This window comes from Legionella londiniensis, from assembly GCF_001467825.1.
GTDB classification, from domain to species: Bacteria; Pseudomonadota; Gammaproteobacteria; order Legionellales; family Legionellaceae; genus Legionella_A; species Legionella_A londiniensis.
Genome location: NZ_LNYK01000010.1, coordinates 83,187 through 105,403 on the forward strand (window position 1 = coordinate 83,187; position 22,217 = coordinate 105,403).

Here is a 22,217-nt window from a genome sequence, read left to right on the forward strand (position 1 = left end):
TCTACGCCGGGCTACCTAATCTGGTTTAAATATATGCTCCAAGAATTAACCATCAGCATGCAAAGGATTGTTTATCAAACCCAGGCGAATCTGCCGACCCTTGGCATCATCATACTCATTCCCTGGATAACGTATATCCTTACCCTTTTGAACAGGCGGCTGTTATGTCTTGGCATTTATCCACGCAGGATGCATGGTTTATTGGGTATTGTATTTTCTCCCTTTTTACATGCAGATTTTAACCATCTTTTTTTTAATACAATCCCGCTGCTTGTGTTGAGCAATTTTTTGCTTATCAATGGCCTTGCTTATTTTATTTGGGTGACAGCTGCCTTAATCCTCATCAGTGGATTATTGCTCTGGTGTTTTGGCAAGCCTGGCTTGCACATCGGTGCAAGTGGCGTCATTACAGGGTATTGGGCAATTCTGGTCAGCGATATTTACCAGCAAGGAACCCTGACAGCTACCCTGCTTGGCATCATCAGCGCCTATTATTTTGCAGGCATTTTTTTAGGCGTCTTTCCCGGCAAAAAAGGCATCTCCTGGGAGGGACATTTGTTTGGTCTTCTTGCCGGATTTGGTTTAAGTTATTTTCTTGCTGCAATTTAGGTTCTGCGCATGCCATCAATTATTTACCATTTTTTGTATAATGTGATATATACTTTCGCTTTTGTAAAAACTACGTGTTAACGCTTTATCATGTCCAAATCGATTTTAATTCCTGCAACTTCCAGCAAATTTCAAATCTGGGGCCAACTGCACGGCAGCAGCCTGTCTTTAGCTCTGGCAGAATTTTGCGAGAAAACTTCAGGAATAAAACTTGTTATTGCTCCGGATAATTTCACTGCAGGCCAGCTTCAGGAAGAAATCCGTTTTTTTCTGGCAAAAGATAATAACCCTCAGGAAATTTTGGTTTTCCCGGATTGGGAAACTTTGCCCTATGATCAGTTTTCGCCCCATCAGGACATTATCTCAGAGCGTCTCTCTACCCTAAATCGCCTTTCCCAAACCGCTAATGCCATAGTCATCAGTGCTGTAAGCACGCTGATGCACCGTATCTGCCCCCAAACATTTTTGCATCAGCACAGCCTCGTTCTCAAACATGGGCAAAATTTAAATATCGAACAGTTTCGAAAGCACGTGCAGCATGCGGGCTATCATTGCGTCAACAAAGTTCTGGAACACGGAGAATTTGCCGTTCGCGGTTCAATAATTGATATTTTTCCGATGGGAAGTCATCTACCCTATCGAATCGAATTATTTGATACTGAAGTGGAAAGCTTGCGCCAATTTGATCCAGAAACACAGCGAACCATCGACAAGATCAAAGAGATTCAACTGCTGCCTGCTCGTGAATTTCCCTTAAACGACCAAAGTATTACTTTATTTAGGCGCTCATTTCGCGAACAATTCTCCGGCAACCCAAGTCTTTGTCCTGTTTATGAGGCAGTGAGCAATCATCAGTTTCCCCATGGCATTGAGTATTATTTGCCATTATTTTTTGAAAGCAGCGCTGTCTTTTTTGATTATTTACCTGAAAACTCCACCGTTTGCCTGATTGAGTCAATACCGGAGCAGGCAGAGCAATTCTGGCAGGAAGTCAATAAGCGTTATGAGCAGCGAAGCTATGATATCACGCGCCCAATCCTGAAGCCCAATCAGATGTTTATATCACCAACCGAATTCCTGACTTCCGCCAGGCAATACCGGCAATTGCGTATTTATCACCAAACCCAGGATAAAAAAGGAGCTCATAATTTCAACATAAAAAAAGCGCCTCCCTTGCCGGTTGACCGACAGTCGCCTGAACCATTACAGAGTTTGCGCAAGCATATGGAAGAAGACACCTGTCGATACCTCATCGTTGCAGAAAGCCCAGGACGCCGGGAGGTATTGCTGGATCTTCTGAAACAAAGCGGCATCAGTCCTAAAATTCAGCCAACATGGCATGATTTTCTGCATGACGACAGCAAAATCAACATAGCGGTGGGCCCTTTAATCTCCGGCGCAGAATTATTGGACAAGCATATTTCGATTATTGTTGAATCTCAATTATTTGGCGAGCAAAGTACCCCCCAAAGACGCAGTGCCTCAAAAGCAATCGATCCGGATTTAATCATAAGGGATCTGGCAGAGCTTCGTATTGGCGCGCCCGTCGTGCATCTTGAGTTTGGCGTGGGCCGTTATCAGGGATTACAAACCATTAAAAATCAGGGGCACCTCAATGAATTTTTAATTTTATCCTATGCAGGGGATGATAAGATATATGTTCCGGTCACCTCGCTTCACCTGATTAGCCGCTACACGGGCGCCGACAGCGAACATGCGCCATTGCATCGCCTCGGCAGTGATCAATGGCAGAAAGAAAAGAAAAAAGCAGCCGAAAAAATACATGACGTTGCCATAGAATTACTCGATATTTACGCCAAACGGGAAGCAAAAGCAGGTTTTACCTACCGTTTCGATGAGTTTGAATACCAGCGTTTTGCCAGCGGCTTTCCTTTTATTGAAACTGCAGATCAGCTGCGTGCCATTCAGGAAATCATCAAGGATATGGAATCACCCCGTCCGATGGATCGCCTAATCTGCGGCGATGTTGGATTTGGTAAAACAGAAGTCGCCATGCGTGCGGCTTTCCTTGCTGTACAGAATGGCAAGCAGGTTTGTGTTCTGGTACCAACCACCCTGCTTGCCGGACAACACTTTGAAAATTTCCGCGATAGATTTGCTGATTTCCCCATAACCATTGAACTGCTTTCCCGATTTCGTAGCGGCAAAGAAGCGGATCGTGTGATTGAGTCGTTAAAAGATGGACGGGTGGATATTGTTATTGGTACCCACAAATTATTCCAGAAAAATATTCATTTCAAAAATTTGGGTCTTTTAATTATTGATGAGGAACACCGTTTTGGTGTTAAGCAAAAAGAACATATTAAATCACTCCGTACTCAGGTAGATATACTGTCTATGACCGCAACGCCTATCCCGCGCACCCTGAATATGGCCATGGCAGGGATTCGGGACATTTCGTTAATTTCCACACCTCCTGCCAAACGCCTTGCGATTAAGACTTTTTGGCAGGAGCGAAATGATTTTGTATTACGGGAAGCTGTATTGCGTGAAATCCTCCGGGGAGGGCAGGTTTTTTTCCTGCATAATAATATTGAGACCATTGACCGGATCGGTCAGGATATTCAGGCTCTGGTTCCAGAAGCGAAAGTAAAATGCGCCCATGGCCAAATGCGTGAACGCGAACTGGAACGCATCATGTCTGATTTTTATCATCATCGCTTCAATGTGCTGGTATGCACAACCATCATTGAAACCGGTATTGATATCCCGACCGCCAATACGATTATTATTGACCGCGCGGATAAATTTGGCCTCGCCCAGCTTCATCAACTACGTGGCCGCGTAGGCCGCTCCCACCACCAAGCCTATGCTTATTTGCTGACACCAAATAGAAAATTATTAACGGCAGATGCGATAAAACGGCTTGAAGCCATTGTCTCTCTGGAGGATCTGGGAGCAGGATTTACTCTTGCGACCCATGATCTTGAAATCCGTGGAGCGGGTGAATTGCTGGGTGAAGAGCAAAGCGGAAACATGCATGCAATCGGCTTTAATTTATTCATGGAAATGCTCGATAAAGCGGTCAATGATCTTAAAGCGGGAAAAACTCCGGCACTTGCCGCACCCATGCATGCAGGTCCAGAAATTGACTTAAGGATAAGCGCTATAATTCCCGATGACTATATTGCAGATATCCATACCCGCTTAATCATGTATAAACGAATTGCCAATGCCAAAAGTAAACAGGAACTACGTGATCTGCAAGTTGAATTGATTGACCGCTTTGGCTTATTGCCAATGCAGGTTAAATACTTACTTTTAGTGACGGAATTAAAATTACTTGCTGCCAATTTGGGTATTAACCGCATACAGGTAGCAGGCCAGCAGGGCAAAATTGAATTCAATGAATCACCCAATATTGATGCCGGCGTATTGATCAAATTGATTCAAGTGCATGCTGCACGGTACCAGATGGATGGTCCATCACGTTTAAAATTTACGCTTGATAATACAGCTCACGAAGCCCGTATTCATGAAATTTTTGATTTACTGTATAGGTTAGGTCAAGTTCCAAAGCAATAAACTATCCAGCACTTTATTCCCAGATTATGGCATTGTGTTTTTCAATGGCTTCCTGAATAAAGTCATGATAGCGGTCTTCAACTACTCTCCGTTTGACCTTGAGTGTTGGAGTCAAAATATTGTTCTCAACAGTCCATTCATCCGCAACCACCAGAACATGGCTGATTTTTTCGTAATTTTTTAAATCATGGTTGGTCTGATGTAAACGCTCCTGTAAATAATCTTTTATCTCATCCTTCGGCATATTTCGAGCTTTTTTGCTTAAATCAACCAATAAAACATTGCTTGATAACTCCCGCCCCACCAAACATAAATTTTCTATGAAATCATTTTGCGCAAATTTTTTTTCGATAGGGGTTGGCGAGATGAATTCCCCTTTCAGATTTTTAAATTTTTCTGATAGCCGTCCTAGAATCTTGACACGCTGTTCTTCATCAATCTCGACAATATCGCCTGTACGAAGCCAGCCATCCTCGGTAAATGCCTCTTTGGTTGCCTCTTTATCTTTAAAATAACCTTTCATCAAACAAGGACTTTTGATTAAAAGCTCATCTTTTTCACCTTTTTTTATCTCAACCGCAAGTCGCGGCGTACCGACATACTTAGGCTTACGGTTCTCAAGCATCGATAAAGTGGCATAGGCAAAATTTTCAGTCTGTCCGTAACCTTCCTGGATTGGAATATCAAGTTTATCGAAAAATTTCAATATGGAGACAGGGAGGTGGGAGGCGCCAGAAAAAAACCCTTTGCACCGTTCAAAGCCCAGCTCATGTTTGATTTTGTTTTTAATCAAGCCTGAAACAACAGGGATCTTCAACAAAATGTTTAACAGGGCAGGCGGCAGTTTTTGTTCAATTTTATTCTGAAATACATCCCAGATGCGTGGAACCGCGGCAAAGAGAGTTGGTTTTACCTCACGCAAATTTTTAGCAAAGGCGTCAAGGCTTTCGACAAAAGATACATCACATGAAATGTTGATGCTGCCAAGCTGAATTGCCGAGCGTTCATAGACATGGGCAAGGGGCAGATAAGATAAAAGATGATGATGAGCAAGCCGCGCAACTCTGCTGATATCTTCAGGAAACAGGGTTAAATATTTCGCGATGATTTCATGCGTATACATCGCCCCTTTGGGTTTTCCTGAAGTCCCAGAAGAATAAATAATCGTGTACAGGTCTTCCCGTTCAGGCAAAAGAATTTCTTCCAAAGGTTCGCCCTGCATTATCTCCCGCCAGCGAAACGTTGTTTCAAGGTCGGAATAGTAATCAAAATCAACAGTTTGAATATTATCAGGGATATGTCTTCGGGATGCTAAATGATTATCAAGTTTACCGACAAACACCAGCTTGACCTCAGCATGCTCCAGTACATATTGAATGCTTTCTTCATGCTGATTGGGAAATAAGGGCACATTCACCATGTTCGCGAGGCTGATGCCAAAATCCGCGATAAACCATTCGGCACAATTTTTTGAATAAATGGCGATGTGCGTTCCTTTTTTAAGGCCTGAATTTTTAAGAAATGCGGCTACCTGACGCGCTTTATGCATAACCTCAGCCCAGGTATATTCATGCCATTGACCTTCCCGCGGCTGCCTCAGGTAAATTTGCGATGCCCGTTTTTTTTCGTGTTCAAGTAAGAGATGGCATATTGATCCTGTGAATTCTTCTGATTTCATCCCTGCTCCTTGGCAAAATAACCTCAATTCCCGCGGCAGTAGTTTAAAACTTTAGCCTGTCTCGCCACAAATAATATGAATGATATTGTTTTGCATTACAAGACTTCATGTGTTGAGTTCCGCAGTCATGACAGTAGAATGCTTGCTGAATAAAAAATAAACTTCAAAGGATCAGAGTCAAACCATAAAAAAAGCAATTTATCATCCCGATAAAGCGTCTTAGCCTAACCGGATTATCCTGCCTGACTCGGCAAAAGCTTCATATACGGGTTCCACCCACGGTAAGCTCATCAATTTTCAAAGTAGGTTGCCCAACACCCACAGGAACCGATTGGCCGTCTTTACCGCAGACGCCCATACCTAAATCCAGTTTCAGATCATTGCCAATCATGCTGATTTTTTTCATGACATCGGGACCATTGCCGATTAGGGTCGCGCCTTTCACCGGTTTGGTAATCCTGCCGTTTTCAATCAGATACGCTTCACTCGCTGAGAAAACAAACTGGCCTGAAGTGATATCAACTTGTCCTCCTGAGAAATTAGCAGCAAAAAGGCCTTTTTTAACCGAACGGATAATTTCATCAGGCTCGTAAGAGCCGGCAAGCATATAGGTATTTGTCATTCTGGGCATGGGAGAATGAGCATAAGATTCGCGCCGGCAATTACCTGTAGGAGACATCCCCATCAATTTGGCGTTCAGCTTGTCTTGCATATAATTAACGAGGATGCCATTATCAATTAATGTTGTGCACTGTGTCGGTGTCCCCTCATCATCTATAGTCAATGAGCCTCGCCGATTAGCCAAAGTTCCATCATCCACTACGGTAACCCCAGGAGCTGCTACTTTTTGCCCAATTCGTCCGCTGAAAGCTGAGAGTCCCTTGCGATTAAAATCGCCTTCCAAACCATGGCCGACGGCTTCATGCAGCAAAACACCAGGCCAGCCAGGTCCCAACACAACAGGCATTACACCCGCAGGAGCTTCTTCTGCATTCAGATTTACCAGGGCTTCCCGAACGGCTTCACGGGCATAACCCAAAGCCCTCTCCTCTTCCAGAAAATAAGAATATCCAACCCGTCCGCCGCCGCCGCATCTTGCTGACTCCCTACGCCCGTTCTCTTCCACGATAACACTTACATTGATGCTCACAAGCGGCCTGATATCTGCAGCCATGCTGCCATGCATACCAGCAATGATTACCACTTCATAACAGCCGGACAGACTGGCGTTAACCTGGATAACCCGTGGATCTATGCGCCGTGCTTCACGATCAATAGACTCAAGTAAGGCAATTTTTTCCTGCTTGCTCATGCCTTCGATGGGATTGATGCCGGGGTATCGAATAATTGGTGAACGGGCTACGTGGATTGGCTGTATTTTGGATGTACCGCCATGAGCTATGGAACGTGCAGCAGTTGCGGCGCGCTCCATAGCGGGTAAAAGGATATCGTCACAATAGGCATATCCTGTTTTATCACCGCTGATTGCGCGTATCCCTACACCCCTGTCGATGGAAAAATTGCCGCTTTTAACCTCTGAATCTTCCAGATACCATGATTCATAACTGCAACTTTGAAAATAAAGGTCAGCGTCGTCTACTTCTTTTTTTACAATCGTCTGGAACAATTTGTCTATTGCTGACTTGTCAATTTCAGCGGGTCTTAATAAAAGATCCTGTGCGATCGTTAGTGTATTTAACTTCATAATAAGCTCTACAATATGTGATGTTCGTTGCAGGGAAACTGTCGGCGTAATTGATGCAGGCGTACCAAATCTATATCTGCAATTTGTATCCCAATCCCTGCTTTTTGTTCCGCAAGCTTTTTACCCCAAGGTTCAATAATCATGCTGTGCCCGTGAGTTTTCCGGCCGTTTTCATGTACTCCGCCCTGATTGGGAGCCAAGACATAACACAAATTTTCTATCGCTCTGGCGCGCAGTAATATTTCCCAATGCGCTTTTCCAGTTACTGCGGTAAAAGCTGATGGAATGGAAACAATTTCAGCGCCCTTTAGTATTAATTGTCGGTATAATTCAGGAAAACGCAAGTCATAGCACACGCTCAAACCAATTTTTCCAACAGGCGTCTCCACCACCACTACTTCCTTTCCAGGTGAAACGGTTAATGATTCCCGATGCGCTTCTTCCCTGGATACACGAACATCAAACAAATGGATCTTGTCGTATCGCGCGACTCTCTGACCGCCAGAGTCATACACCAGAGAGCTTGATTTTACGCGTCTTGGATCATCGCTTTGCAATGGGATAGTGCCTGCTATGACCCAGAGTTTAAATTGTTTTGCAAGCTTACTGACAAAGCGCTGGATTTTACCATCGCCGTCTCTTTCTGCAACAGCCAGCTTGTCTGCTTCATTGAAGCCCATGAAAGCAAAATTTTCAGGCAACACCAAAAGCTTGGCCTGATCTTTTTGCGCTTTTGCAAAAAAATCAGGAAGTTGATTGAGGTTTTCCTCTATATTTGCCCTGGAATTCATTTGCACTATCGCTACACGAGTCATCTTCATACCTTTTCTTGCAATATACTTTGGGCACTTGCCAGCCTGAAATCGTCTCGATACACTTGAAAAGTCGGCAAGCCATACCTATCTATGCTACACTACTATCGTAAATAATCGGAGTACATATGAACAGAAATCACATTTCAGTATTAACACAAGGCAGGGAATCAGCCCTTCAGGCCAATAAAGTCTTACGCAACACGTATTGGTTACTGGGTATGACTTTTATATTCAGCGCAATTACAGCATTCGCTTCTTTTGCGATGAATGCCCGTCCCCATCCATTATTGGTGATAGCAGGCGCTTACGGCTTAATGTTTCTGACCCATGCATTGCGAAACAGCCCTTGGGGATTGGTCAGTGTATTCGCATTCACCGGCTTTCTTGGCTATACCGTAGGCCCTTTACTGAACGTCTATATATCAAGCTTTTCTAATGGCCCGCAACTCGTCGGCACCGCATTAGGAGGCACAGGTTTGATATTTTTTGCCTTATCCGGCTACGCCTTGACCACGCGTAAAGATTTCAGTTACCTGGGCGGTTTTCTATTTATTGCTGCCATAATCGGCTTACTCGCCATGATTGCCAGCATATTCTTTGCAATACCCGCCTTGCATCTTGCAATTTCTGCACTGTTCATGCTGATTGCTTCAGGATTAATTTTAATGCAAACCAGCGCAATCATTCATGGCGGCGAAACCAACTATATATCTGCCACGGTGACTTTATTCGTATCCATATACAATTTATTCGTAAGCTTGCTGAATCTCTTGGGCGCTTTTGGTGGCCGCGAATAAAGCTTTCCTTTAAGCACCCTTCTGTTGTTTAGGGGGTGCTTTTCCCTTTACCTATGCTTAATTGAACAGCCAGGCAGGATTGTCATGTGATTCGTTAAACCTGATTCCAGCTGGTTTTTGCACATAAAAGTGCGTGCATATCTTCTTTTGTTTTTTTAACTTCTCCTTTTAACTGATATACATCCCGGATTTCTTGATAATAAATCCCCAAAGGGACAGGAAATTCACCAAATTTCAATCTGGCAAGTTCAGTGGCTGCGAGGTAATTAGAAGGGTCATGGCGGTATGAGGCTTCGTGCGCAGGAACAACCTGAAAGGAAGAACCAATTAAATCCAAAGCACACGCATGATTTTCGCCAAAGAATAAATGCTCGCCTTTGGCGAGCATAAGTGTATTTTTTTCGCGGTTTGCCTTGACAGCAAAATCATCAAAAGCACCGGGGTTAAATATATGGCAATCCTGATATATTTCTATAAAAGCACAACCTGGGTGCTCATGAGCTTTTCGAAGGACTTCTGCCAAATGGTTGGGATCCTTATCGACTGCGCGAGCCACAAAACTGGCGCCGCTTGCCAATGCCAGCGCCAGTGGATTGATAGGCATGCTATTGACACCCATAGGCGATGTTTTTGTGATTTGGCCAGGTTTGGAAGTAGGCGAAAACTGTCCCTTCGTTAAGCCGTATACTTGATTATTCAAAAGCAATATATTGATATTCACATTGCGCCGCAGGCAATGAATCAGGTGATTCCCGCCGATGCTTAGCGCATCACCATCGCCTGTAATTACCCATACAGACAAATCCTCACGCATGGCTTTAAGGCCGGTGGCCACCGCGGTTGCGCGGCCATGGATGGTGTGAAACCCATAAGTGTTCAGATAATAAGGCAAACGGCCGGCACAACCTATTCCTGATACAAATACATGCTTTTCAGGCGGCAACCCAAGTTCCGGCAATATCCGCTGAATTGCCGCTAATACTGCATAATCTCCGCAACCCGGACACCAGCGAACTTCATTATTATTGATAAAATCCTTACGCTGTAACATGTTATTATTCATAACTGGCTTCCACGTTCATATTGATAGCCTTGACGAGGTACCCTACAGAAAAGGGTTGGCCGTTGCATTGATTGATTAACTGCGCATCAACCAGATATTTCGCCCGCAGCAGCTGGCATAAGTGTCCTGTATTTAATTCAGCAACGAGAATTTTTTTATACATCTGCAAAACCTTGCCTAAAGCATCGGGCAAAGGATTAAGATAACGAAGCGGAAGAAAAGCAATGGCCAATCCATTTTCTTGACAACGTTGAACGGCTGATTTTATTGCACCATAAGTGCTTCCCCAACCAATGATTAACACATCGGCATCCTTATCGCCCTCTAAATCCAAATCACGATACTCTCTGGCAATGCCCGCTATTTTTTGTGCACGTAATACGACCATATTTTGATGGTTATCGGCATCGTAGCTGACTTTGCCTTCTTCGCCCTGTTTTTCAAGCCCACCGATCTGATGAATCAGATTCCTGGTACCAGGAATATTCCAGCTTCTGACGAGATGTTCGTCACGCTGATAAGGCTTTTCGAAGCGATTAAACCTCGGTAAAGGAATGGGCAAAGAGTCAATTTCAGGAATTTTCCAAGGCTCTGCAGCATTAGCCAGATAAGCGTCCAGCAGAACAATAACAGGCGTCATATAATTTACAGCAATGCGGAACGCTTCAATAACCGTTAGATAACAATCAGCAGGAGAACTAGCGGCGATAACAGGAAGGGGCGCTTCGCCGTGCCGTCCAAAAAGCGCAAGATTAAGATCACTTTGGCCTGTTTTTGTCGGAAGTCCGGTAGATACTCCGGCACGTTGCACATCAATCAATACGAGAGGCAATTCGGCAGCAACTGCCAATCCCAGGCTTTCGCTCTTTAAATCAAAACCTGGTCCTGACGTACACGTTAAAGCAAACCTGCCGCCAAATGAGGCGCCAATAGCGGAGCAAACGGCAGCAATTTCATCTTCTGCCTGAAACAGCTCCACACCGTAGTCCGCAAGCTTTGCGCATTCCTGTAAAATAGCGGATGCAGGTGTAATCGGGTAACCCGAAACAAGCATCGGAATGCCTGTACAAACTGTTATGGTCGCAGCAGCGAGAGCTACCGCTTCTACACCGGTAACCTGACGGTATGTCCCGGGTGAGCGATTGAGTTTTCCCAGCATAAAATGACGCCTGCTGAGCTCCAGTGTCGCCGCATAATTATGTCCTGCCACCAAAGCGAGTTCATTGGCCCGGGCAAGCAGCGGCTGTTTCTTAAATTTATTTTTTATAAATTGGAGGCAATGTTCTTTTGGCAAATCAAAAAGCCAAAGAACCATACCTAATATATAAAAATTTTTGGTTTTTTTAGCCTGATTGTGGCTGATGTCCAGTGTCTCAACCGCCCGTAGCGTATTGGTGATTAAAGGGAGAGAAATAATCTGATATTGGCTTGCTATGGTATCCAGATAGTCGGGGGCGAGGCCTGCTTTTTCCCAATCTTTTTCCTGCAAGCTGTCTTCATTAAGAATAAGCAATCCGCCATGATTTAAAAATTGCAGGGAGTGCTTTAGAGCTGCAGGATTAAGCGCTACTAAAACATTGAGATTTTCGCCGGCTGTAAATATCGCCTGCTCCGCCATAGCAAGCTGAAATCCGGATACCCCGCCTGGCGTACCGGCTGGCGCTCTAATCTCGGCAGGGAAATCAGGAAGGGTGCGGACATCATGACCGGCCAATGCCGCAGAGACCGTCAGCTGCTCACCGATAAGCTGTACGCCGTCGCCTGAATCTCCCGTCAGGCGTATCACCAAAGATTCAGTCATGGACATAATGTCTTGCTTCCTGCATTAATTGCCTCATATGCTTAACCGCTTCCTTTAAACCGCAGAACAGGGCTCTTGAGATAATGGCATGGCCGATATTCAACTCATGCAATTCCTTGATAGCAGCCACAGCCTGCACATTGTGATAATGCAAACCATGTCCGGCATTCACAATTAAATTTAGCTTAGCAGCATATCGCGCTGCTTGTCTAATACGCTCCAGCTCTTCTTTCTGTAAAGTTTCATCCCGGGCATCAGCATAACAACCGGTATGAAGTTCAATCGCCTCAGCGCCTGTTTCTGCTGCTGCCTCAATCTGACTAATCTCAGGATCAATAAACAGTGAAACCTGGCTGCCCTGCTTTTGCATACGTTTCGTTGCTTGCTGTATTATATTAAAGTGGGCTTTCACATCTAACCCGCCCTCAGTTGTGAGTTCTTCCCGTTTCTCGGGAACAAAGCAAACATGTTCAGGTTGAATTTCTTCGGCGAAAGAAAGCATCGCATCGGTGACCGCCAATTCAAGGTTCATTCGCGTTTGTAATACCGCTTTAATCAGCCTGACATCACGAGCCTGGATATGGCGCAAATCTTCGCGCATATGCAAAGTGATGCCATCTGCCCCAGCTTCTTCGGCAATCATGGCAGCCTGCACTGGATCAGGATAACGGGTACCCCGTGCCTCGCGCAGCGTTGCTATATGATCAATATTAACCCCAAGTAAAAGATTTTTATTCATTTATCACCATTAACGAAAAAAACATCATAATTGAGCGCTGAACAATTCGCGAGCCTTAAGGCGTTTCCCTTCCAAAAAATAATCGATTGCAGAGCGCATGATTTTTTTTGCAACACGCAGTACGTCAGGATCATCAAGACGGTTGCCCGCAAAACCCAGTATATGCCTGCCTAAAATTCCATTCGCTGCAGGATAAAAACCATCTCCTGCAATATAATTGTAATATTCCAGTGCATTGATCGGATTTTGCTTGGCGTCTTCTGTCAGTTCGACTGCATAGCCGCAAGCCGAGAGCAAATGATACTCAAAACGCCTTAACACAGCTTCAAGTTCAAACTGGCCTTGCGCTGTCTGCAAACTGTTTATTGTCGAGACATAAGACTCGAAGAGTGCAGGCTGCACATCAAAAGGCTGCAAGAAATGATGCAGAAGTTCATTCGCATAAAAAGCAGAAAAAAGATTGCGGCCGCTTAAATCAAGCGTTTTGCCAGTAATCTCAATTTCACGAACAAAACAAAAATCCTGGCGCTGATTCACTGAAAGCCATAATGGCGTAAATAGTTGCAATCTTGATTGGTTTTTGGGCGCTCTCGCACCTTTTTGCAAACAGCGGACCATTCCCTTTTCCAAAGTGAAAAATTCAATATGCGCACTGGTATCCCCTACCCAGCGCTTATGCAAAATCCAGGCGTGCCATGCATCAGTGATCATAACCTAATTGCCGCAATATCCGCTCATCATCAGACCATCCCGCTTTCACTTTGCACCAACATTTCAGCAACACTTTCTTATCCAGCAATTTTTCCATATCGATACGCGCGCTGGTAGCGATTTCTTTGAGCTTTTGCCCGCGTTCGCCAATAATCATACGCTTGTGATTCTCCTTATCGACTAAAATCAAGGCATGGATACGCGCCAACCCTTCCTCCTCTTTAAAGGATTCAATTTCAACAGTGGTGGAATAAGGCAATTCCTGGCCGCACAAGCGAAAAATTTTTTCACGCAACAATTCAGCACATAAAAATCGAGTCGGGCGATCGGTCAATTGATCGCTTGCAAACAAATGCGGACCTTCTGGCATGATCTCTTTCAATTCAGCCTGAAGCTCATCTACCTGAAGCCCGGTTTTAGCTGAAAGCGGGATAATGGCTGCAAAATCGTGGCGCTCACTGATTGTCTTGATAATGGGCAGCACTTGGGACTTGTCGGCAAGTTTATCTATTTTGTTAATCACCAGGAAACAGGGTACATCGATTTGTTTAATGAGACTCAAAATATATTCATCTTCATCAGTCCAGCGCGTGCCCTCAATCAAAAAAACAACGGCATCCACATCACGTAATACACTGATTGCGGCTTTATTCATCAAACGATTAATTGATTTTTTTATCATTTGATGAATGCCTGGCGTATCCACATAGACATACTGATAATTACCCTCAGTACGAATCCCTAAAATGCTATGTCTTGTCGTTTGTGGTTTACGGGAAGTAATGCTCAGTTTTTGTTTTAAAATTTGATTCAACAACGTAGACTTACCGACATTAGGCCGCCCGATTAAGGCGATGTAACCACAATAAGTTGGCATGAAACAATGTTCCTGTAGTTTGAAAAAAAATGTAAATAGTACAATATTATAACTCATTACCCTGTTGCGGTACATTAGCGCAATCAAGCTTTCAGGCTAAAGCGTACAGACTCGAAGTTTCGGCTGAATAAGGCTAAACTGCTTACATGCTGCGAGTCGGCAAAAGTAAAATAACTGATGCTGCTTGAAGTAAAAAGGCGCAAATTATTTCATATAACTTATTGGATTCAAGAAAGGACTGGATTGTGAAAAAAGGGTTTTCACTGATTGAGCTGTTAATCGTGCTGGTCATAGTCGGCATACTTGCAAGCATTGCCTATCCCAGCTACCAGGAATACATCACACGCGCCCGCCGCAGTGACGGCCAGGCTGCGCTACTGACTCTTGCAAGCCGTATGGAACGCTATTACTCAGAACATAACACTTATCAAACGGCAACGATCGGCACGGGAAATAATACGGATATATTAAGCAGTAACCTTTCACCCGAAGGGTGGTATCAATTGTCGATTAGCAATGCAACAAGCAACAGTTTCACCCTTCAGGCAGCACCTTTAAATGCACAGGCAACTAACGACACCCGTTGTCAGACGTTAACATTAAATAACATAGGCGTAAAAGGGATCGCGCCAGGTCCTGCCGGTACGCCCACTGGCACCGCAAACCAATGCTGGTGATTCTTGCACTTGGGGTTGCAACATAAAGCACAAAATGTAATTTTAATATACAAAATATTCGTGTTATAATTAATAATTAAAGATTACAACGTTTAGAGGATTGCCATGGCGAAGAAAGAGCCGACCGTTATGACTGATTCAAAGACCAATATACCCCCCGTACAAAAAACGCAAGCCAGGCAACCTGAGTCCATGCAAAAGGATTTACAATCTAAAACAGATATACAGCAAGGCCCTGCAAAACTTGAGCAATGGTTTGCCAATATTATTCAAGATGCAGCCAGATCACTGCCCCAGTCTCAGATAAAAAGCGACCCGCTATCCTTAACCAAGGCTGCCTCAGAACTCATCAGCCTGTATGGGTTTAAATCTCCAGAAGACACAAGAAACTTTTTTTTGAGGCCTGAAAGCGACTCAATCAAAAAAAGAATGAGCGATAAAATAGTATTTGAGCATAATTTAGAAGAAGCACAACGCATCCGTCTTCAGGACGAGGAAATTCGAAAAAGCCGCTTTTTAGCTTTCTTGCTGCACTTACTCCTTAGCAAAAAGAAAGCCAACGCCCAATCTCTAAACGAATACATACAGCAACAAATCGATAACAGATTGCATACTAAAACCGCGAATAAACCAGCATCGGCTACAGGAAACAATAAGGTCAGCGATACGTGGACTAAATCCTACCAGGAATTAAATCATAAATTGCAAGCAAAAAATGCCAAGTTAACTGAGCTGGATAATCAAATAGAATCCCTTGAGGCTCTGATAGAAAATATTGAAACCGAATATAGCGAGTTGCTCAAATCAGCAAACCAAAGCGACAATGAGATAAACGCGGAACTTAAAGACTATGCCGCAAACCTTAATGCTCTGCTTGCCCCGAGTGCTGAGAATCAGCCTACTGCTGTGCGAGACAAGACAGAGTTGCTAAGAACGATTGATCTTAAAATTCAATCTCTTAAAGATAAAGCTGATGATATTGTCAAGAATATTATCGAAAATCCTGAAATTCTTGAGCGCGATCCTCTATTAAAAACCAAAATGAATACCCTTTTCGTGGAGGCAGGCGCTTGGGAAGATTTAAAATCAGTGCTTAAAGGCAACAAAAATCTCTGCAACGAAAATGGCCAGGAAACGCATTCACTCTTCGATGCCAAATATTATGTTTCTAAAGATCAAAAACTTCATAAGGACGAAAAAACCGGCAAGTTTTACTTATTGCAAAAAGATCAGGATTTTGACCTGATGACTGAAGATGAAAAAGCCAAGGCTCATGAAAAATTCGTGAAACATGAGCCTGAACTTAAACGGGTTAGCGAGCTGGTCACTCATAACAAATCCCTGGTTTTGCAGGAAATTGACAGTCAGCTTAAAGGACATATGCAAGAAAAAGAAAAAGTTCTTCTGGAGAAAAAAGAAATTGAATCGGAACTTCAGCTTCTGGCACGCAAACAAGCTGTTCTTGCCTATGAACAATCGCAAGGCCCAAAAGAACAGGATGAGGAGCAGGAGCTAAAAAGCAGCAAGCAGCTGAACAATCAATTCTCAAAGGTAATGACTCCTACTCCCAAACCATCGGTAAATATCAAACAGAAATTAGATCCGGCAGCAATAAGGGATAAATTCGTCAGTTTACTCAATACGATCCGCAACAATCCTTCTGCACAAGCGATGGATGGCCTGCGCGATGCATTAACGGAAGCGGCCAAAAATAATCCGGAGTTAAAACTGGCCTTGCGTGATTTTCGCGGCCATGAAAACCTTCAGGGCGAAACATTCCGTTTGATCATGGAGCTCACCAAATCAATGAAAGCCGAGCACATGCAACCCTTAATGAGCTCTTTGGAGAAAATTGCCGCAACCAAACCTGAACCCCAGGCGCCGAACCCATTTAACATGACCCCAAAATTTTCACGATAACAGGTCATGTAAAACAAGGCAGCCACAAAGGTTAATGCCAAAATGCGCCTTGCCATTTAAATTTATTGGCATTGGTAGGCTCTTTTTTATTATTCGCTTTTGCCGATGATCAAAAAAAACCGAGATGCCTCTATAAATTAACTTGCTAACTCTCAACATCTCTTCTAACATGATTGCATGGGAATTGTATACCAGTGAACAGCAGGCTATGGAAACATTAATTGACAATCAACCTTACATCATTACGCTTGATGTCGATGAATTTCTTTTTGAGAGGCTGCAAAAAATTTCTCAAGCAGGCTTTGCGGTGGCTGAAATTAATTCAGTTGATGAACATGTGTTAGGCAACGTTTTAAAAAAATTTCCTCAGCTAAAAATTGGAGCAGGTAATATTATTGATATCCAGCAACTGGAAACCTGTTACCAGGCAAATGTGCATTTTATTACAAGCCCCGGATTTTTACCGGCACTTGCCCAGACAGCCAATATTTATTCCATAAAATACTTGCCAGGTATTGCAACGATTTCTGAAGCAATGCAAGCGATGTCATTTGGGTGCTATCATGTCAGACCTTATCCTGCAAGCTTAGCTTTTTGCAGCGCGTTAAACAAATGCCTGCCCAAGCTTCGGCTGTATCCTGCTGAAATTGAATGGGAAGAAGCAGAGCATTTTTTCAACTTGCCGTCTGTCGCAGCAGTTAGCTTGCTTAATCCGGAATATACGCAGCTTACTTCTTTAGAAACAGCATAAGATACCCATAGCTGCCTACTCCGAAAGGCCAGAGTCAGCAGCTTGGTTTTTTAGGAAATCAATAAACAATAACAGAGCGCCAAGAGAAATCGCGCAGTCAGCAAGGTTAAAAACTGGCCAGTGGTAATGATGATAATATACATCAATAAAATCAATAACATAACCTAAAACCACACGATCAACAAGATTACCCAAAGCGCCGCCTAAAATCAAAGTGAGTGCGGTTAACTGCAAATGTGCCGAGCTGGGTGAGCGAATAATCCAAACAGTTAAAAAAATACTCATGCCAAGACTGAACAACACAAAAAACCACTTGTGCCAGACACCCGCATTGCTTAAAAAGCTGAAAGCAGCGCCGGTATTATATGCCAGGGTTAAATTAAGCATGGGAATGACGGGTTCTGGTTGGTACGGGGATAAACTTGCCAGCGCCCAATGTTTACTGCCCTGATCAAGCAATATAATAAGTAAGGCCAAAATAAACCAAGAAAATTTTTTCATGCGTACTTTCTCAGCTCTGCGTCACCTGTGATATTGCCAATGCAGCGATGGCATAAGCCTGGATGATTCTTATCCAGGCCAACTTCTTCACGGCGGTGCCAACAGCGCTCGCATTTGGCGTGTGCTGAAGCTTCCACTTGAATTGCTATACCAAGTTGTTCGTTAAAATTATCCAGGTAACCGCTTTCTTCCAGAGGCAATACTTGGGCGCTTGAAGTTATCAAGACGAAACGCAACTCATCGCCGAGGAGCTGCAGCAGGGATTGCGCGCGCTCATTGGCAAACAGCGTGATATCTGCTGCTAATGCGGAACCAATAACACCTTCCTGGCGTTTTTGTTCCAAAGCTTTATTCACTTCATCGCGGATAGCTTGAATTTGCTGCCAGTAATTCATATCCACCGGACTTACAACCGGCCAGTCCTTATACCACACTGCAAGAAAGACCGAATTTCCCCGCTTGCCCGGGATAGATTGCCATATTTCTTCTGATGTAAAAGACAATATAGGCGCAAGCCATCGGGTAAGCGCTTCCAGTAAATGATACATTGCTGTTTGACAAGAACGGCGCGCAATGCTGTTGACAGGCGTTGTATATTGCCTGTCTTTAATGATATCAAGATAAAAACTGCCTAACTCAATAGCACAAAAATTGTGGATTTTTTGATATATCACATGAAAGTTATATTGCTCGTAGGCTTTGATAATTTCCTCCTGGAGGGCCTGGCTTCGGGCAATTATCCATTTATCAAGCTCAACCAGATGCTCGGAAGAGAGTGCGTCACGACCGGGCTCAAAGTCAAACAGATTCGCCAATAAAAACCGTGCGGTATTACGAATACGACGGTACGTATCTGTAGTACGCTTAATAATTTCATCAGAAATGCTCACCTCGTTACGATAATCGGTCGAAGCTACCCATAACCGCAGGATATCTGCGCCATGTTGATTAATGAGCTTATCCAATGCGACATAATTGCCTTTTGATTTGGATAATTTCTTGCCTTCCGCATCAACTGTGTATCCATGAGTTAATACCGTCTTATAAGGGGCTTTGTCCTGCATAGCAACAGAAGTCGTCAATGACGAATTGAACCAGCCACGATGCTGATCGGAGCCTTCAAAGTAAACATCAGCCGGGAAATTTAAAAGATTATTCTGTTGCAATATGCAATAATGTGAAACGCCAGAATCAAACCACACATCCAGTGTATCATTGACCTTCTCATAATCGTCTGCTTCATCCCCTAAAAATTCTCTGATATCCAAATCAAACCAGGCATCGATTCCTTCTTTCTCTACCCGCTTTGCCACCTCTTCTAACAAAGCAACTGAATCAGGGTGAAGACTTCGGGTTGATTTATGAACAAAGAGCGGAATTGGCGTACCCCAGGCTCTTTGCCGCGAAATACACCAATCTGGCCTGTTCTCAATCATTAAGCCGATACGCGCCTTACCCCAGTCAGGCATCCAGGTCACATGCTCAATTTGATCCAGCATCTTCTGACGCAGGCCATTTTTATCCAGGGCAATAAACCACTGAGGCGTGGCAAGAAAGATAACAGGGGTTTTATGACGCCAGCAGTGTGGATAGCTATGATGCGTCAACTCCTCATGCAGAAGTGTTTCTTGATTTTTTAATTCCTCTATAATCAATGGATTGGCTTTTAAAACATGCATTCCTGCGAATAAGGGTACATCCTGCGCATAACACCCATTGGCAAGGACAGGATTAATCAGGGGCAAGCCATAAGACAGACCTACCAAATAATCGTCTGGGCCATGTGCAGGAGCTGTATGTACGCAGCCTGTGCCGGACTCGGTCGTAACGTGTGTACCCAGTACAACAGGTACCTGACGGTTATGAAAGGGATGCTGCAACCATAAATGTTCAAAGGCTCTGCCCTTGCTTCGGCCTACCCTTGAAAATTTTTCAATGCCAAAGCGCCCCATAGATGATTCTATGAGTTCTTCCGCAACTATAAAGTATCGGCTACCTGTATCAAGCAGAACATAATCCAAATCAGGATGGAGGCATACCGCTTCATTGGCTGGCAAAGTCCATGGCGTCGTGGTCCAGATAGGTACTATCAACGGTTTTACGGTAAGTCCTTCAGCTATTCGATGAAGGAATTCGTCCGGTTTTCTTGCATAAAAAGCAACATCTATGGATGGCGAAGTTTTATCGTCATAATCCACTTCTGCTTCGGCCAGGGCTGAACCGCAATCAATACACCAATGTACAGGCTTGAATCCCTGATGCAAATGTCCATTAGCAATAATTTTTGCCAGGGCACGGATGATATTTGCCTCATAAGCATAGTCCATGGTGATATAAGGATTTTGCCAATCTCCAAAAACCCCTAAACGCTTAAATTCATCACGTTGGATATCGATTTGGCTCGCAGCATACTTCCGGCATTCGTTGCGAAACTCCCGAGCGCTGATTTTCTCGCCTGCTTTGCCGAGTTTTTTTTCTACATTTAATTCAATCGGCAATCCGTGGCAATCCCAGCCAGGAACGAATGGTGCGTCAAAACCACTTAAGGTTTTTGATTTAATAATAATATCCTTAAGGATTTTATTGAGGGCATGCCCGCAGTGCAGATGCCCATTGGCGTAGGGCGGTCCATCATGAAGCGTAAATCGCCTCATGCCTTTTCTTGCTTGCTGAATTTGTTCATATATTTTGTTTTCTTCCCAATATGCAAGCATTTTGGGCTCACGCTCTGCAAGATTAGCCTTCATTGGGAAAGAAGTATGCGGTAAATTTAAAGTATCTTTATATTCAGCCATGTAAATTACTCATCCAAAAATAGGGCTATACCCAAGTTTTGCGGTATAGCATACGCTACATTGTATTTTAATCCAGTTTAACGAATTCAAGCCCAAACTTGAACATCTTTTTATCATTGTTTTTCACGCAGGGACAAAATTTATTTTTTCTATCCAAAATGCAGCGCCGAGCCTGCTTAAGTCATTTTACTGGCAGAGCATGCAAAATAGTTCTTAGCTTCCTTGATATCTTTATGTATTTGCTCAATTAAATCATTCAGTGATGAAAATTTTACTTCATCACGCAACTTATATAGGAAAAACACCTGTAACATTTCCCCATAAATTGTCCCATGGAAATCAAACAGGTGTACTTCAAGAGTGGTTTTTTTCCCGCTAACCGTAGGACGAGTGCCTAAATTTGCAACTCCCTGGAATAGCAGCGAGCCCTGGCGCTTTACCTGTACGCAAAAAACTCCGCGAATTGGAGTAAGATGATGTTGCAAGCGAACATTGGCAGTAGGAATGCCCCATTGCCGCCCCCGACCTTCTCCCTGAACAACCCGTCCGCAAAGGCTGTATGGCCTGCCTAATAAAAGAGCCGCTTTTTGTAACTTATCATCCTGAAGTGCCCTGCGAATTTTAGTTGAACTGACGCGTTCATTGGCAATTAAAAAATCAGCATATGCCTCAACTTCACATCCTCTAAGCGCTGCCAAATCTTTCAGCAGATTAAAATCTCCTTCTCGATGGCGTCCAAAGCGAAAATCCTGGCCTATCAACAAATATTTTACATTCAGCAAAGAAAAGATTATTTTTTGAGCAAAATCCACGGCAGACATATTGGATAAGGCCTTATCGAATTTCAGGCAATATACATAATCAATGTCTAATTGCTCTAATACCTGTAGTTTTTCACGCAAACTAGAAAGCCTTGCAGGCGCCAGATTTCCTTGAAAATATTCACTGGGTTGCGGTTCGAACAAAATCACAATCATAGGCAGTTGCTTCTCTCGTGCCTTATGCTGCAACTTTTTAAGCAGAGCCTGATGGCCTAAATGAACGCCATCGAAGTTTCCGATGGTTGCTGCTGCCCCATGAGCAAATTTGGCAACTGACTTAAAACCGCGCAATAACTTCATATTAACTGAATAATAAACAAAAAAGGGGATTATACCCCCAATGTGATGGAATGCGAATAATCAATTTTTCAATTAGAAATCTTGAGCCTAGATTATGTCATAATGGCTAAT

The 22,217-nt window shown here is 43.7% G+C and carries 17 protein-coding genes; 6 read left to right on the forward strand and 11 right to left on the reverse strand.

What is annotated here, in order from left to right; genetic code table 11:
* Positions 1 to 33 precede the first annotated feature (33 nt).
* Together Llon_RS03220 and mfd are read left to right on the forward strand one after the other, a co-directional pair.
* Positions 34 to 609 carry a rhomboid family intramembrane serine protease gene (locus tag Llon_RS03220; protein ID WP_058528631.1) on the forward strand — a complete coding sequence of 192 codons (576 nt, stop codon included), beginning with the start codon at positions 34 to 36 and terminating at the stop codon, positions 607 to 609.
* Positions 610 to 699: 90 nt separating this feature from the next.
* Positions 700 to 4,155, forward strand: coding sequence for a transcription-repair coupling factor (mfd, locus tag Llon_RS03225; protein WP_058528632.1), 3,456 nt, complete (start codon positions 700 to 702; stop codon positions 4,153 to 4,155).
* Between the two features lie 13 nt (positions 4,156 to 4,168).
* Here the strand turns inward: mfd and Llon_RS03230 are convergent, their stop codons facing one another.
* The 3 genes from Llon_RS03230 to Llon_RS03240 form a co-directional block, all read right to left on the reverse strand.
* Positions 4,169 to 5,833: an AMP-binding protein gene (locus Llon_RS03230; protein WP_058528633.1), complete on the reverse strand. Its 1,665-nt coding sequence runs from the start codon at positions 5,831 to 5,833 to the stop codon at positions 4,169 to 4,171.
* Between the two features lie 259 nt (positions 5,834 to 6,092).
* A complete protein-coding gene (tldD, locus tag Llon_RS03235) occupies positions 6,093 to 7,538 on the reverse strand; it encodes a metalloprotease TldD (protein WP_058528634.1) in 1,446 nt (481 codons plus the stop codon).
* 8 nt (positions 7,539 to 7,546) lie between these two features.
* Positions 7,547 to 8,353: a carbon-nitrogen hydrolase family protein gene (locus Llon_RS03240; protein ID WP_058528635.1), complete on the reverse strand. Its 807-nt coding sequence runs from the start codon at positions 8,351 to 8,353 to the stop codon at positions 7,547 to 7,549.
* Positions 8,354 to 8,478: 125 nt separating this feature from the next.
* Here Llon_RS03240 and Llon_RS03245 point away from each other — a divergent pair, with 125 nt between their 5' ends.
* The gene (locus Llon_RS03245; protein WP_058528636.1) at positions 8,479 to 9,150 is read left to right on the forward strand and encodes a Bax inhibitor-1/YccA family protein; all 672 of its coding nucleotides are present in this window, start codon (positions 8,479 to 8,481) and stop codon (positions 9,148 to 9,150) included.
* A 94-nt stretch (positions 9,151 to 9,244) separates the two neighbouring features.
* Here Llon_RS03245 and Llon_RS03250 read toward each other — a convergent pair whose 3' ends face one another.
* From Llon_RS03250 to era, 5 genes are read right to left on the reverse strand one after another with little or no spacing between them, the layout of a single operon-like run.
* The gene (locus tag Llon_RS03250) at positions 9,245 to 10,213 is read right to left on the reverse strand and encodes a 2-oxoacid:ferredoxin oxidoreductase subunit beta (RefSeq protein WP_058528637.1); all 969 of its coding nucleotides are present in this window, start codon (positions 10,211 to 10,213) and stop codon (positions 9,245 to 9,247) included.
* The gene (locus tag Llon_RS03255) at positions 10,206 to 12,020 is read right to left on the reverse strand and encodes a 2-oxoacid:acceptor oxidoreductase subunit alpha (protein WP_058528638.1); all 1,815 of its coding nucleotides are present in this window, start codon (positions 12,018 to 12,020) and stop codon (positions 10,206 to 10,208) included. Before Llon_RS03255 ends, Llon_RS03250 begins: the two co-directional genes overlap by 8 nt.
* Positions 12,007 to 12,753 (reverse strand): pyridoxine 5'-phosphate synthase, encoded by a 747-nt coding sequence (pdxJ, locus tag Llon_RS03260; protein WP_058528639.1) that lies wholly within the window; start codon positions 12,751 to 12,753, stop codon positions 12,007 to 12,009. The genes Llon_RS03255 and pdxJ overlap by 14 nt, the downstream gene beginning before the upstream one ends.
* A gap of 24 nt (positions 12,754 to 12,777) precedes the next feature.
* Positions 12,778 to 13,464, reverse strand: coding sequence for a DNA repair protein RecO (gene recO, locus Llon_RS03265; RefSeq protein ID WP_058528640.1), 687 nt, complete (start codon positions 13,462 to 13,464; stop codon positions 12,778 to 12,780).
* A complete protein-coding gene (gene era / locus Llon_RS03270; RefSeq protein ID WP_058528641.1) occupies positions 13,454 to 14,341 on the reverse strand; it encodes a GTPase Era in 888 nt (295 codons plus the stop codon). The genes recO and era overlap by 11 nt, the downstream gene beginning before the upstream one ends.
* 245 nt (positions 14,342 to 14,586) lie before the next feature.
* Between era and Llon_RS03275 the strand changes: the two genes are divergently transcribed.
* The 3 genes from Llon_RS03275 to Llon_RS03290 all read left to right on the forward strand — a co-directional run bounded on the left by Llon_RS03275 (position 14,587) and on the right by Llon_RS03290 (position 17,689).
* The gene (locus Llon_RS03275; protein WP_176579705.1) at positions 14,587 to 15,018 is read left to right on the forward strand and encodes a type IV pilin protein; all 432 of its coding nucleotides are present in this window, start codon (positions 14,587 to 14,589) and stop codon (positions 15,016 to 15,018) included.
* 105 nt (positions 15,019 to 15,123) lie between these two features.
* Positions 15,124 to 16,938, forward strand: coding sequence for a hypothetical protein (locus Llon_RS03280; RefSeq protein ID WP_058528642.1), 1,815 nt, complete (start codon positions 15,124 to 15,126; stop codon positions 16,936 to 16,938).
* 169 nt (positions 16,939 to 17,107) lie between these two features.
* Positions 17,108 to 17,689: a bifunctional 4-hydroxy-2-oxoglutarate aldolase/2-dehydro-3-deoxy-phosphogluconate aldolase gene (locus Llon_RS03290; protein ID WP_237758247.1), complete on the forward strand. Its 582-nt coding sequence runs from the start codon at positions 17,108 to 17,110 to the stop codon at positions 17,687 to 17,689.
* 15 nt (positions 17,690 to 17,704) lie between these two features.
* On the opposite strand, the gene lspA is transcribed toward Llon_RS03290, so the two are convergent.
* The 3 genes from lspA to ribF all read right to left on the reverse strand — a co-directional run bounded on the left by lspA (position 17,705) and on the right by ribF (position 22,106).
* Positions 17,705 to 18,190, reverse strand: coding sequence for a signal peptidase II (gene lspA / locus Llon_RS03295; RefSeq protein ID WP_058528644.1), 486 nt, complete (start codon positions 18,188 to 18,190; stop codon positions 17,705 to 17,707).
* Entirely contained in the window at positions 18,187 to 20,985 is a 2,799-nt protein-coding gene (ileS, locus tag Llon_RS03300; protein WP_058528645.1) for an isoleucine--tRNA ligase, read from the reverse strand. The genes lspA and ileS overlap by 4 nt, the downstream gene beginning before the upstream one ends.
* A gap of 176 nt (positions 20,986 to 21,161) precedes the next feature.
* Positions 21,162 to 22,106 (reverse strand): bifunctional riboflavin kinase/FAD synthetase, encoded by a 945-nt coding sequence (gene ribF, locus Llon_RS03305; RefSeq protein WP_058528646.1) that lies wholly within the window; start codon positions 22,104 to 22,106, stop codon positions 21,162 to 21,164.
* Positions 22,107 to 22,217 lie beyond the last annotated feature (111 nt).